The sequence below is a fragment of the Paenibacillus liaoningensis genome (assembly GCF_059609455.1).
The window spans coordinates 22,111-35,765 of the sequence record NZ_JCAALU010000015.1 but is presented as its reverse complement, the minus strand read 5'-3'; the positions used below and the strand labels follow the sequence as shown (position 1 = coordinate 35,765).

Annotated in this window: 15 protein-coding genes; 2 read left to right on the top strand and 13 right to left on the bottom strand. The window is 40.4% G+C overall.

Annotated features, from left to right (window positions below):
• Positions 1–54 precede the first annotated feature (54 nt).
• The 3 genes from AC6B99_RS22950 to AC6B99_RS22940 form a co-directional block, all read right to left on the bottom strand.
• On the bottom strand, positions 55–1,545 hold the full coding sequence (locus tag AC6B99_RS22950; RefSeq protein WP_496664317.1) for an RtcB family protein: 1,491 nt from the start codon (positions 1,543–1,545) through the stop codon (positions 55–57).
• Between the two features lie 139 nt (positions 1,546–1,684).
• Positions 1,685–3,655, bottom strand: a complete 1,971-nt coding sequence (locus AC6B99_RS22945; protein ID WP_496664316.1) for a hypothetical protein — start codon at positions 3,653–3,655, stop codon at positions 1,685–1,687.
• Positions 3,630–5,228: a WD40 repeat domain-containing protein gene (locus tag AC6B99_RS22940; RefSeq protein WP_496664315.1), complete on the bottom strand. Its 1,599-nt coding sequence runs from the start codon at positions 5,226–5,228 to the stop codon at positions 3,630–3,632. Before AC6B99_RS22940 ends, AC6B99_RS22945 begins: the two co-directional genes overlap by 26 nt.
• A 372-nt stretch (positions 5,229–5,600) precedes the next feature.
• Here AC6B99_RS22940 and AC6B99_RS22935 point away from each other — a divergent pair, with 372 nt between their 5' ends.
• Together AC6B99_RS22935 and AC6B99_RS22930 are read left to right on the top strand one after the other, a co-directional pair.
• A complete protein-coding gene (locus tag AC6B99_RS22935) occupies positions 5,601–6,629 on the top strand; it encodes a DUF3829 domain-containing protein (protein ID WP_494879526.1) in 1,029 nt (342 codons plus the stop codon).
• Between the two features lie 70 nt (positions 6,630–6,699).
• Complete coding sequence (locus AC6B99_RS22930) at positions 6,700–7,104, top strand: transposase (protein WP_496664314.1); 405 nt, start codon at positions 6,700–6,702, stop codon at positions 7,102–7,104.
• A gap of 4 nt (positions 7,105–7,108) precedes the next feature.
• On the opposite strand, the gene AC6B99_RS22925 is transcribed toward AC6B99_RS22930, so the two are convergent.
• The 10 genes from AC6B99_RS22925 to AC6B99_RS22880 form a co-directional block, all read right to left on the bottom strand.
• Positions 7,109–8,323 (bottom strand): glycoside hydrolase family 5 protein, encoded by a 1,215-nt coding sequence (locus AC6B99_RS22925; RefSeq protein WP_496664313.1) that lies wholly within the window; start codon positions 8,321–8,323, stop codon positions 7,109–7,111.
• 501 nt (positions 8,324–8,824) lie between these two features.
• Positions 8,825–9,172 carry a hypothetical protein gene (locus AC6B99_RS22920; protein WP_494863248.1) on the bottom strand — a complete coding sequence of 116 codons (348 nt, stop codon included), beginning with the start codon at positions 9,170–9,172 and terminating at the stop codon, positions 8,825–8,827.
• Positions 9,173–9,235: 63 nt separating this feature from the next.
• Positions 9,236–9,610 (bottom strand): hypothetical protein, encoded by a 375-nt coding sequence (locus AC6B99_RS22915; protein ID WP_494863250.1) that lies wholly within the window; start codon positions 9,608–9,610, stop codon positions 9,236–9,238.
• 378 nt (positions 9,611–9,988) lie between these two features.
• The gene (locus AC6B99_RS22910) at positions 9,989–10,435 is read right to left on the bottom strand and encodes an oxidoreductase (RefSeq protein WP_496664312.1); all 447 of its coding nucleotides are present in this window, start codon (positions 10,433–10,435) and stop codon (positions 9,989–9,991) included.
• 31 nt (positions 10,436–10,466) lie between these two features.
• Positions 10,467–10,922 (bottom strand): SRPBCC family protein, encoded by a 456-nt coding sequence (locus AC6B99_RS22905; protein ID WP_056041173.1) that lies wholly within the window; start codon positions 10,920–10,922, stop codon positions 10,467–10,469.
• 12 nt (positions 10,923–10,934) lie between these two features.
• A complete protein-coding gene (locus AC6B99_RS22900) occupies positions 10,935–11,315 on the bottom strand; it encodes a VOC family protein (RefSeq protein ID WP_496664311.1) in 381 nt (126 codons plus the stop codon).
• 164 nt (positions 11,316–11,479) lie between these two features.
• Positions 11,480–12,226 carry a sulfite exporter TauE/SafE family protein gene (locus tag AC6B99_RS22895; protein WP_496664310.1) on the bottom strand — a complete coding sequence of 249 codons (747 nt, stop codon included), beginning with the start codon at positions 12,224–12,226 and terminating at the stop codon, positions 11,480–11,482.
• Positions 12,227–12,256: 30 nt separating this feature from the next.
• The gene (locus AC6B99_RS22890; RefSeq protein WP_056041164.1) at positions 12,257–12,532 is read right to left on the bottom strand and encodes a hypothetical protein; all 276 of its coding nucleotides are present in this window, start codon (positions 12,530–12,532) and stop codon (positions 12,257–12,259) included.
• Complete coding sequence (locus AC6B99_RS22885; RefSeq protein WP_056041162.1) at positions 12,529–12,864, bottom strand: hypothetical protein; 336 nt, start codon at positions 12,862–12,864, stop codon at positions 12,529–12,531. Before AC6B99_RS22885 ends, AC6B99_RS22890 begins: the two co-directional genes overlap by 4 nt.
• A 163-nt stretch (positions 12,865–13,027) precedes the next feature.
• Entirely contained in the window at positions 13,028–13,522 is a 495-nt protein-coding gene (locus AC6B99_RS22880; RefSeq protein WP_494863263.1) for an NUDIX domain-containing protein, read from the bottom strand.
• Positions 13,523–13,655: the final 133 nt, after the last annotated feature.

Genomic DNA, 13,655 nt, shown 5'->3' with positions numbered 1-13,655 from the left:
AACCGCTTGTCATTGTCATAAGACATTTGACAGGCGGTTTTTTTGGACTCAAAACTAACCTTTAATCGTTAAAATCGGTTCAACCTCGGCTACGACTTGGGCCATGCCGTGTTCTTCATGGGATTCAATAATGGCATTGATATCCTTGTAGGCATAAGGAGCTTCTTTCTTTAATTCCTCTTCCCACTTCTTCAAAATATCCGGCCTCGACTTAATATCGTTGCGGTTCGGATCAATCGGCGTAACCACATTAAACTTGGCAATAAATTCACGAAATAAAGCATTATCCACCTTGATCGAGTCGCCTCGGGAAAGACTTCTGCCCGCACCGTGGCTGGCACTGAACAGACTATCCCGATTGCCGAGTCCTGCAAGAATATAGCTTTTTGCGCCCATTGATCCCGGGATGAATACAGGCTCCCCCGTATATTGGAAAGGCGTATTCATCATTTGTTCTGCCGACTTTGCAGTACAGGCACCCTTGCGGTGGATAAAACCCGCGCTGCCATCAATCGTTTCTTCCCAAACAAAATTATGCGGCGCATCGTACAGTAATTTATAATCGAACGACTTCAAGCTTTGATGCAATGCTTTTTGCAGCATGAGTCCCAAAAACAAGCGATTCGCAAAAGCAAAATTAGCCGCATTATGAAGGAGGTTCCAATAACGCTTCCATTGCAGCGCATAGCGCTCAGATTGCGGCAGCACATAGATGCCATTGCTCGGATGCTTTAATGATGCAGGATAAATGTCTTTCAGCATTTCCTTTATATTTACACCTGCATGATGTCCAATGGATACGGAGCCTGTGTGAATCATCACGACCACTTGGCCGTGCTTAATGTTCCACTCGTTAGCCAAGGCATGATTGCGAATATTTACTACCTTTTGTATCTCGACAAAATGGTTCCCGCCGCCAATAGAGCCAATTTGGCTGTCATAGGAAAGCTCTGAGCTGCCCAGAAAGCTGTCGAGTCCGTCTACTTCGCCTGCAATGAACGAGCCGGAACGATTGACTCTGGCAAGGTCTTGCTCTTGCTGCCTCGCATCATAAAAATCCCACAGTCCCTGGCGACTGCTCCCTTGCTGCGATGCCAAAACACCCACTAAGCCTTCTTTGAAAATCGCTTCGCGCTGCGATCTTGTCATCGGGATGTTACGGCCGCCTTCGAAGAAAATGTGGCGAATGTCGGCTTCAATTTTTTTGAGATTAGAACGAATGTCGTCCTCCTGAAGCGAGGTCGTGTACAGCCGCATGCCGCAGTTAATATCGTTGCCTACAGCTTGGGGAATGACGAAGCCTTTTGTAAGGAGGGTTGTGCCTATCGGGATACCGCTTCCTTTATGGAAGTCCGGCGTAATCGCAACTTCTTCGATCTTGGCATCCGCATTGGAAAAATAGCCGGTCTGCTGCTGCTTCAGCATTTCGACCGATTCATTTACCGTTAGGAGCTGGTCCAGCTCTGCCAACGCATTTTTCTCAAGCTTTATATCGTCATTAATGAAAAATCGTACAGGTACATGGCTGCTATTTTTAATTTTCAATCAAGAACCATCCTTTTCGTTCGTTGGTTTATTTTTATTATTGAGCGTTTGAATGTTTTCGACAGAAATGCATAACATGGCTGCTCACCCTTTCGTTGTTGATTTATTTAATGTTGTATGATTGATTCTAGAGTTATTATTACAAAGAAAATTTCTCCCGTTTCAATGCTTCTACATAACTGATCATCGGTTCTTTCTCCATCAGATGGATTAAATCAATGATCTTTTTCTCCATAACGGCTAATTCATTCTCATTCCTAAACAATTCAATAAACGGATCATACAGACATGGATTTTTCATAGCTTCAGGGTTTCGATTATCTACTAAAGACGCCCACTGTAAGTAGCTTTCACAAATCCATTGTACCAGAGTACGCTCCACCCGTATCATATCCGGACACAAAGAAAATACATTTGGCGAGTAATCTATATTAAGCTCCTTTGCCTTAAACAAAAAAGCAGGTGCTGCTCCTACATTTTCAATCCACCAACTCAACGAATTCCCGTTAAAATGAGAGAGTTCCCCTTTTTTCTCACCCCAATGGATTTTGCCGATTTTCCTTACGGCATGTCCTAAATACCGTTTTTTGTAGGTGCCAATCGTATTGCTGTAGACATCAATCGGATGTTTCGCAGCCATAGACTGCCACCCGGATTGATGAAAAGCATAGGTGCCAACATCAATAAAACCATGCTCTTTTCTGAAACATCCCCCTAAAATATAAAACATAAGCAGAGGCTCGTATATTGGATACACCTGTGCCGCCACTTCATTTCCCTCTTCCGCCAGCTTCATATACAATAACGTGTACTTGCAAGCCCTTTGAGCTTGGGTAAGTTTCATTTGCTTCAATTGAGGATACCAATCCTCAGCCGTAAGCTCATAGCTAATTCCTGCCGCTTCGTAAGGATGAAAGTAAAGAGGATGCGATTTAATTCCCATCTTTTCACTAAACTGAACCAAACGACGAAAATATTCACTGACATACAGCATATCTACATCGCTTTCCGCTACCGTTCGTCTTCCTGTATCTTCTGCTTCCTCTAATCTCGTAAGATAGGATATGAGCTTTAATATACTTTCATCGCCCTGTTTAATGGCGAAATCCACCAAGTCTGCATCATAATCGGTAAGGGGTATAGTGAGCACAGGAAGTTTATTTAGAAAATCAGACATCGGCTGTCTTAGCATGAATTCTTTTTCGCCTAAATAGCTCAAATATATATCTTCCGGCCCCTCCACCTGTTTAATTTGAATTCGGGAGTAATCACAGGTGTTGTACAGCTGATGATTAAAATAATACCGCTCTCTTACATTATCAATTTCGGCACTTTTCGCTTCGATGTTATAATAGCAATGGAACGGAAAACCTTGAATGGACAGACAACTATTATTGTACAATCTTTGTAAATCCACTGTATTCGCCACATATGCGTTGGCATTCCCGAGCCTTTCTTTATCATATTCATGAATAAAAATGTTGCCATCGCAGCTTTTCCACCACTTGATATATGCTCCACTCGCTTCTTTTATTTCAGTAAGTCCTAATTCATTATCTAAGAGCCATCTTGAAATATCAGAATCGTATACTGTTTTTACAAGCCATTGCTTTTGCTTTTGCAATAACCCATATTTAACAGCCTCACTCTCCAAAAACTCCTGAACGCTGTCTGCTAAAATGGAATAGGTACCCTGAATATAACGATATAGCTTGCCATCCTTACCTATGAAGTCACCGCCATCACGATAATCATAATAAATACATTCCACTAAATGCTGTCCCTTATCATATAGGTGTTTGGGATACCTATTACCATTTGGTTCATTTCCTAATACATTAAATGTAGTACCTTGATACGCTATCGATCCGAAATTATATCTAAGTCCCCCATATTGCTCTTGAAAATCCAGTAAAGCCGCGAATACAGGGATACCATGCTGTTGAAGGCTCTTTGCCAGCGTCGTTCTATCGGTTATCGTTCTTCTATGATAGCACTGCGCAACAAACTCTTCGGCTAAGCCAGACAAGCGATTTAACTGATTCATACAAGGATCATCCCTTTCTTCCAGGCGCATATCCGCCTTAGACCAACCGAATTTTCGTTTCAAAGCTTATCGCTGCTCGGCTCGCCGAACCACAGATGGATACACTATTGAAAACCATAAAACGGGAATACGACCACTCATAAGGAGAAAATTTATTGATTAAGACCGATGTGCTATACTTCCTGATTTCAACGTCAGGCGAGTTGTACACCCATACTTCATCCATTTCCATGTTTACAACGATTTCTTCTACAACAGGTCGGGAACACTCAAACATTATTTCCGCCTCGCTTTGCCCTTCTCTCCATTTCCGCAGCACAGCAGGGGTATAACTTTTATATTCGGCAAAAACAACTGTGTCTTGAGCATCTATATGCAAAGCACAACAATCCTTATTGACCTCTAGCTGCAGCGTCTCCACACGCATTCCAGCGTTAAGATGTACACGCTTAATTGAACGATGTTTTGTCGCATAAACTAATCTGCTGCTATCGGCTGTAAACGCAATTGCACGAATCATTCCCATATGAGAAGGAAGCCCCAGCCACAAAAAATCATCCTGTTTAAATATCACCTGTGCGCTAGCCAACTGCCATACGGCGATCGTTTCACCAAATACGGCAACAGCAAGCCGCTGCTCATCGGGACTAATCTGAATAGCAGCAATTTTTTGTTTTTCATAAGTATGCTGCAGCATAACCTTGCTGGTGCTTAAATCGATCACATAAAATGTTTTATAATATTCAGGGATAGGATATCCATCATCTCCTTGTGGATCGTAACTGCCGGCTGTCGGAACAATGACTAAATAGCTTCCTTTTGGACTAAAAAAGACGTGGGTGTACTCCTCATAATAGGCATTGCGCTCCAGTTGCTCCCAATCCAGACCTGGATATAAAAACTCAGTATGCAGTCTTCTCTTGGCGACATCATAAAGCTTCACAATACCGACACCCAGCCCAACCGCAAGATAACGAGAGTCCGGGCTAAAAGCAAGGCAAACCTCTTCCGCCTTCTCCTCACGGTAAAGCGGCACATTATCCTCAAACGAGACAATCTCTGCTCCATCTTCAGCATTCAGAAGCTTGAGAATACCATCTCTGTACATAACAGCAAGCATCGTGCCTTGTGAATTATGTTGGAGCTCTATAATCCAGACATTTTCCTTCTCGCCGATTTCTATAAAGGCTTGGTGCTCTTTGCGAGGCTCTTTGGCATGAAGCAGCATTCGCTGCTCTATTTGTTTACGTAGTTCATCTACCTTTCTTGTAAAAGATGAAGGTGCAGTTTCCGGAAGCTCCTTCAGCCTATTAAGAGCATCTACAACATTATTTTCGCGATAATGTGACTGTGCCAAATAATACAGCGCCTGCCCTTTCAAATCTGCAGGCAGAGAATTTTCATAGATCAACCAACCCAACGAACGAACAATCTCATACTGATTCTGATCAGCATCAAACGCCGGTATAATCCCCTGTATAAACTGCAGCAACTGATCCGTCTCTTTATTCAGGCCAAAACGTTCCTGTCCGTTCACTGCATGCTGCCGCAGCAAAGACGTGACTTGCTTCGCCTCAGCCACCTCCCCGGTGTGCAACAGAGCTTCTATGTATATGTATATTTTACGAAAATTCAAATACCATTCTTCCTTCGGACTTAAAAAAGCTCTGCTGAACTCAGAAGAAGGGGTAAGCAATTTTATTGCGTCCTCGTATCTGCCATCTTCATTATAAGCAGCAGCATGAGTGACGATTTCCTTTAAATGCTTCACTTATACCTTCCTTTCACGAAATAGGTTTGCAACCATATGGACCATACTTTAATATAATCGGCTTTTACGTGGGATTTTTTCACTATAATAGTTTACCATTGAAGATCAGTATTCAATTTTATTCAAATATAAATAACCCCATAAATAAATTCACTATTTTTATTATCAATGTATTAACAAATATGAGTTTATCGCCGATAAACAACAAGTAAATACACATAAAGGGAGAAATAAAGAATGAGTAGATTCATGGTTATTGGTTTGGTTATAGCAATTATGACGATGACAGCCTGCAGCCCGCTTTCTGAAGCAATAGGAACAGAAGGTACAAGCGGTTCTGCTGTGAATGCTTCAGCGGAGCAAGAACTCGAAACGAAGAAATACAATGCCTATATCGATTTGGCAAATACGATGAATGATGGATTGTTTGAAAAACTGCTGACTGTTTATGTACGCAAGTTCGGATTGGAGCAAGAAATGGTTATCCCAAAAGGCTTCACTGAGTTTAACAGCAGTCCGTTTGGGCTGGATGCGGTTGACACAATGAATGAAACAATGAAATTGGCTTCAAGTGAACCTGCCTTCGGTGCGGTTGACGATTCTATAAAACAGCTGATTCCATATATGACGGACATTATGAAAACGCTAGATGAGGCTTTAGAGTATTATCAGGAGGGAACCTATAGGCAAGACGATTGGAAGCAAGGGAAGGCACTTCACGCTAAGCTATTCGAGCTGTATGGGCAATACGAAACATTGTCGGAGATATATTTCCAAGATTTAGAGAAATTAACAGAGCAGTCAAAGCTGGAGGAAATGGAAGCATTGAAAGCTTCAGACTACATGATTCGTTACTACGCAATGAGCTTATTAATGCGTGCCCAAAATATTCAAACCGCCTTCTATGAGAAAAATATTGGGGAAGATAACATTTTGGAGTTTGATGTGAAGGAATATGAGGAATTGCATCGCCTGCTGAATGAGGATATTCTTCAATTTAATGAGTATCTTAAGGATGATGAGCGTCGCAAGAAGGAAGGGTGGGCCTCGGCAGGGGGTTTCACTAGTTCGATTAAAGATGTACAGACAGCATCTGCGGATATATTGGAGACACTCAAGACAGGTGACACGACAATAAATACTTTTACGAAAGGCTCTGTCATGGCCGGAACTGGGAAAAATGATATTTTTGCAACCTATAGCAATAAGGTTTCATTTCTCGTTAGCGGCTATAATACAAGTATAAGCTTGCAGGTATACAATTAAATAGAGCTTAGATAATTAGCTGCAGATAGAAACAGGCAGAGCACGGCGTAATTAGCCGAGCTCTGCCTGTTTGTGGATCTATAGCCTACGCCGCAGCCGTTGGGCCATCGAGACCTTTTTCAAGTGGATGAAGCAGCACTTACAGATCAAGCATTTTTATGGGACGAGTGAGCACGCCGTTACCAACCAGATTTGGATCGCACTCATCGCCTTCTGTTTGCTCGTGCTGGTGAAGCTGGAAACGAAGGTGAAACACAGCTTGCTACAACTCACGCGCTGGCTGACGAAGCTACTTGTAAAGGCCGAACATTATCGCCTACAAAAATGTATCATTAAACTAAATGGAAAGGCTACCTTTGAGAGCTGTTCGACCTTTTTCGTTGTCTTGTTTATATCGGCTGTGGTTGTTTCTTTTTTTAAAACGACGCGCTCCTTTTGCAAGGAACACGCCAATTTCACCGATGAAGTTCAATGAGCAGTTATTGGATGCCTTGCATAATTGCATTAATAATGCCTTGCTGTGTTACGGTGTTGTTGGAACGATTGAACAGTGCAAATCCGTGCTGGCCATTGTAGCCGTTGTCCCAGTATACAGGAACCATTTTGTATGTCTTGGCGGTTGACGTAACGGCTTTGGCGAATGCTGCGCGGTACGCATTGTTTGTGGAATCATATGCGGTTTTGTCAATCGCGCCAAATTCGCCAATCACAGCAGGGTAGCCTTGAGTCACAAACTTATTATACACGGAATTGAACTGCGCGTTCAGGTAATCCTCCTGTCCCCAAGTAGACTTTTTGGAAGGATTCGTGGCAGAGGCTCCCCATTGCGTGATATTGCCGTTTTCCTCGCCTGCAAAATCCCAAGGGGAATAATAGTGCACCGAAATCATAATCCTTTTCTCCGAGATAGGGATTGTGGAGGATCTGTACGTGTCCGTTGGGAGGACGAAGCCATAATTGCCAACGGTATAGTCAATATTCGTATTCCAGCCTGGAATCAGCAACCATCTGGCACTGTTATTGCCCCCGGTCTTTCGGACTGTATCTACGAAAATTTGATTGTATGCATTAAGATTTGCGTAGTATGCAGAATTCGGATTCCCGTAAGTACCGTCAAACACTTCATTCATCGATTCGAAAATAAGCCGCTCGTCATAGTTGATAAACTTAGCAATTTGCTGCCAAACACGTTCATATTTCTCCTTGATGGCCGCCTGATTTCCGCTATTTACCAGTAACCATCCACCCTGGATAGAATTAAAGCCATCGCCATGAATATTAATAACAACATATAGACCTTCATTGTAGGCATAGTCAACGACCGTTTTCACTCGATCCAGCCATGCGGTATTAATCGTATAGTTGGGAGCGCTTCCAATATGGTTCAAGTAGGAGACGGGGATGCGAATCGTCTTGAAGCCTGCTGCCTTCACCTTTTTGATCAGCTCCGTTGTAATGACAGGATTGCCCCAAGCTGTCTCGCTTGGTGTACCGTTCACCGTCGCCTCAAGCTGATTGCCCAAGTTCCATCCTGCTCCCATCTCGGGAACGATTTGCGAAGCCTGTAATGACCTGAAATCGGATGTAATGGGTGTTGCTGCCGATACTTGAGCACTCCATCCCGTAAAAACCATTGTAGTCAGCAAAACAAAAGCTAAACTGCAAACGCCGTATTTCTTCATTTTTGCAAGCATGTCTAAACCTCCGCTAATGTTATTTGGTTGCGCAACAAGCAGAACAGATACCATAATTACTCATAGTCAACGATATAAAAATCCCCGTCCGTCCGTCCCTCCCTTCTTCATCAGTCCAGCTTGCGTTGTAATTAAGGATAGGCTCTTGCAGGCATGACCAACCAAAGGAAACAACTGTCTCCCTCCTCAATACGTAACATATTATTGGATAATAAGGATGTGTATTCCTATTTTTTATCTATATGGTTACAAGTACGTTGATCCGAAAACGAGTCTTTAAGCAAAGTGCTCATAAAAACAAAAAAAGCAGAAACCCCTGTGTGACAAGGCTTCCTGCTTTTTTGGATTTATTATTTTGATTATATCTAAATATACGTTCTCTGACTTGGGCACGGTCAAAAACATGAATACAGCAATAAGTCAGGCTGTTGTTTTCTTCAGATAATCCCATGAAACTGAGAATATTAATAAGCCTTTCGTTGTTGATATATTTAATTAACCTTATTCAAGAATGAAAAAATCGTCAAAAACTTCACCTTCCAATGTGAAAAGCAGCTTGTATAATCCAATCTTTTCAGCTTTATATACAATTGGAATATAGGATACTGCATAATCAAAGCCGTATGAAATCAGTTCGTTATCTTTTGTTTCATCCCACTTATCTAGGAATAGAGCTACACTTTCCATCTTAACAGTTAAAAATGCATGGTCGAATTCCTCGCCAAAAACTTCACTAAATTCATCTGGATCTTCTTCAATATAGTTGTTAAAACTCAACCAAAAGCTTGCAAGGCTTGTTTTTTCAATGTTATATTTTATCGCCCATTGTTTTAATTCGTTTATCATCATTTCTGCTCCACTTATTGAACATTGCTGACTTGTTTATCTTATTAGAAATTGTGAAAAATGGCTCTAGTATCTCATTGTTAAATTACTTAACAATGCTTCTCCATTTGAGCTGAACTGTTTATTTTTCTCCAAAAATTGTTCCACTTCGGATAAAGCTGCAGGTCTATAACCTGGGCCACCACAACCGCAAGAGTGATAAGTAAATCCATTACGATATAAAATCTCTACTTTCATCCATTGTTTAATATCATCTTTTTTAGGAGCCTGGAAGTCATGCCCCATATCCTTCATGATTTCGCTGCATTGCGGACATTTATATTCTCTATTCCCTATTTCGGCTTTGCTAAGTTCTTGATCGGATGTTTGCTTGAATACTTTTCTACAACTAAAACAAGCATAGATATCTTTATATGGTCCATACATGGCGTATCTGCACATAATAATTACCTTCCTTCAAAATTATAATTCCCTTAGTAATAATTCATCTATTAACTGTTTACTGTCCTTTATGATTAAAGTTTGATTGGGCCGATCAGGATTCCAGCCCGCTTTCAAACCGTAATCAATTAAAACAGATCTAATTAATGGCTTGTAAAGATTTATATAATAGCATTCTTTCCAATCAAAAATGATCTCAATGAATGAATTTCGATGTTTGCCAGAGTAAGCTCGAAACACGACATCATATGATCTTTCGTTTACCATACCTATGAACAAACGATGATGTACAATAATAGAGATTAATTTTTTTCTAAATACCTTCATGTTCAACTCCAGTTAAATATATATTTTGTCCCGTATCTACTAAACAAAATATCATTGAATTCCTGCAGTCCCAAAAGTATCATTAATGGCTTTCTCATATTTATCCCACTTGAAGTAATAAGGCCCTAGTTGAATACGTTGATTGTCCGGTTCTTTTCTGAAGTCTTCCCATATAACAATATCATCTTCCCTTTCGATTCTAACGGAGATAAAACCACATTCTTCATCTCCGCACCAAGGGCATACTAGTATAGGGTATCTTGAATACATATATTCGTGTTGTTTTTTCAGTAGAAAATAATCAATCATTTGCCTTTGATTCTCTTCGCTTCCCCAACCTAGAGATGGAACCATATCATTCTTTTTGAGCATCTGGTATAGCGATCTGCCATCAATAATGATATCAGCAAATTTGGTGTTTTTATTTCCATCCTGATCAGGATCATATTCATCAAAGCGACTTGATAGTTTCGTTTGTAGGTCATTAATTGTTTTCATTTTTTCTCCTTGCTACTTGCACAGATTTCACCTAACGTTGTTCGATCCATATCTTTAATTGTTGATTCCGATGCTCCAAAAACTTTTGCATATACTTCTTAAGTATCAGTCTTTCAACTGCTTTTCCAAGCATCCCAAATGGGGCTTCAAAATACAGCGTATCCGTCATTATAGTCTTATCACCTAGTTGTTTGAACTCGTGTACATGCCTTAAGCTTTTAAACGCTCCCTTTTGCATGTCATCGACAAATAAAACAGGTTCTTGATATTCGGTCATTTTCGAGGTCAGCCTTTGCCTTACTAAGAAATGAGTAGCTTCAAAAGTTACGGTTTGGCCTAATCCGATCGTCTCTGAGGCAGCTTCCATAATGGCTTTTTCTTTTGTGTGTTTCCAGACTGTTTTTGTGTGTACGTCTATATCTCTTGCTAAGTCAAAACAAACCTGAATAGGTGCAGAAATCTCAATCTGAGTTTTAACCGTAATCAATTGATTCGCCCCTTACTGTTTGTTCCCAACAGCAATCCATCTTCTATCTATATCTTCAAATACAAATTCCTTATTGCTATAGTCCGTCGTTGACAAAGATCGCACGATCGTAACTCCTAATTTTCTAAAATCTTTCTCCATTTCCTCTTGGTTATTTGTTATAAAATAAGCATCATATCCATAACCATGAATTTCTCGATTAGGTGCGATAGCTTCTTTAGTCGATTTTGTTAAAACGATCTCTATTTGATCCCTATATAAACAAATATGTGGTTCCTCTGAACCAAGATAACGAACGGCTCTGAATCCAAGCAATTCATAAAAGGCTGTTGTTTTGTTCATATCAGAGCTTGGAAAAATTTGAAGACAGTGCGTAAAGCCCTTAGTCGACATATATTTTCATCCTTTTCAATTAAGTTCTATTATAGCCGCAGGTTGATTAGCCAGCATATATTCTTTAATTTTATTTACACATTCAGTAATAGTATTGATATTCGTATTCACTTCAAAATCATAACGACTATTTTCATGTATAATTTATAATGTTTTCAGAGAATCTACACGAACTTCAACGAACCCAGAATCGTCCACACCCCCGAGAGGATGATGAGCCACAAGGTCAGCTTTTTAAACAGCTGGTCATCTAACTTTTTGATCGCTATAATGCCAATGAAAACACCGATTAACACGCTTGGAACAAATAGCGAGGTGTACATCATCACTTTTGGAGTCAGCAGGCCGCTATAAAAAAATGTACCTATTGTGATCATGTTTAAAATAACGCCGTAAACGGTTATGTTGGCTCTAAATTCATTTTTGCTGTATCCCTGATTGGACAAAAACAACGCAACCGGAGGCCCGCTGAGCGAGATGCTTCCATTTAATAAACCACTTGTCATGCCGATCGGTATAAAAGCAATTTTATCATTACGGACGGGGAAGGATTTCCCTGATAACAGTATGCCAGCAAAAGCAATAATTAATATTCCCGTAAAGCCTTTTAAAAGGTCTGCACTGAGATAAACGAGCAAGAAGGTTCCTAGCGGCGCAGCCAATAGGCTCGATAGAATTAATATCCATATTTTTCGAATGGCGATATGCCGCCAACTATTTAGGAGTACGATAATATTCGTGCATAGACTGAGGATGACAACGATCGGAACGACCTCTTGCAGCGGAATCATTTTCACCAAAAAAGGCATAGTCACTAACGCGAAACCGAAGCTGGTTAATCCTTGAACAAACCCCGCTATCAGCACAATAAATATGCCTATGATGAGAAAAACATTGATTTCAATGACCATAAAAGCTCCTTATGCTCCAAATATGGGCCATTAGTCGAAGCGCTGGGCTTCCTTCAAATGCCCCTTATCATATTTATGTTTCTTGTTTTTATATAAGATTGTACCGAACTGCTCTGTTGGCGGTATAACCCGAATGATTCGGTTCGCCTCGATTGATTTCGTTAATACAATTTGATAGTCTACCGGAAAACAGTACACCCCGTTTTGACTTTTTGTAATGCCATTTTTCAAAATATTTTTTGTGTTGTTAACTGGCGACCAGTGAACGACAAGCATTGGGCCAGCTCCCTTCCATTTCATAATCATTCTCGTAAATCCACGATCCATGAAAATTCTTTGGCTATCGCATATACGATTTCTTCAATTTCGTCTTCCATTTGCCCGGTACTGGCTTGGGGGATATCTATCTCAATTAAATTTATTTCCTTAACATCATCTAAAGTATCAAAAGCATAGTTTCCATTCTGATTGGCAGAAATACCTTTTGCAGTAACTAACTCTCCGCAAATCATTTTAGAAAATTTTAATCGACTGGTTCGTTCAAAATGTAATGTCTCAACAAAAAAAGCTTCAATAACTTCTGTTCTAATCTTTTTACTATAATGCTGATCCGAATATACACTTACATAGTCATACATATAATCACCCTGTTATCGTTTTATCAAATTTGTGCATGAATACTCTTCCAATCGTCTAAACCTGACTTGCATAAGATGATATCCATTCTATATCTCCTCCCTATACGTTTTCTGAACGGTACGCGGCCGAAGTACGAATATATGGTTATGAGAGAATACTCGCTTATTCAAATTGCTTTCCAAACTTATGTTTTAAATAATATTTCAATCCTGCTCGATCGACATCTGAAAATTTGCGCGGGTCATTTTTCATTAATAAATAAAGATCTTCAATAGCTTCCCATCGAATATGTAAGGTTTCATCTCCAACAGATAATAATTGACCCTCCGCTCTACAAATAAAGTACATTCCTATTGAATCCACGGGTCCCTTAATGGTCTGATACACACAATAAGGCTCTAAGCATTCCACTTCAAAATCAGAATTAATGCCAACCGTGTCAATACGCTTTTCACTGCCTTCTACTTCTGTAACAGTCAAACCTGTTTCTTCCAGCACCTCTCGTTTTAATCCAGTTAATATAGATTCATAGGGTTCCAATCTTCCACCAGGCAGCTCTATGGCTTCTTCATTTTTCTTATTGCGAACCTGGACAATAATTTCTGTACCCTTATTTCGATTCCTCTCAATAAATGCTCTCGTATTTACATAGAACATATGAGGGTCACCTCCTATTAAGTTTATATATATTTTCACGCCTGTCAGAATACCAGCTCGCAATCATGATTCTCCCACACATCAAAGCCATCCCGGCACGCGGTGCTCGGTCACACGTCGGCGGTCAAGTCTG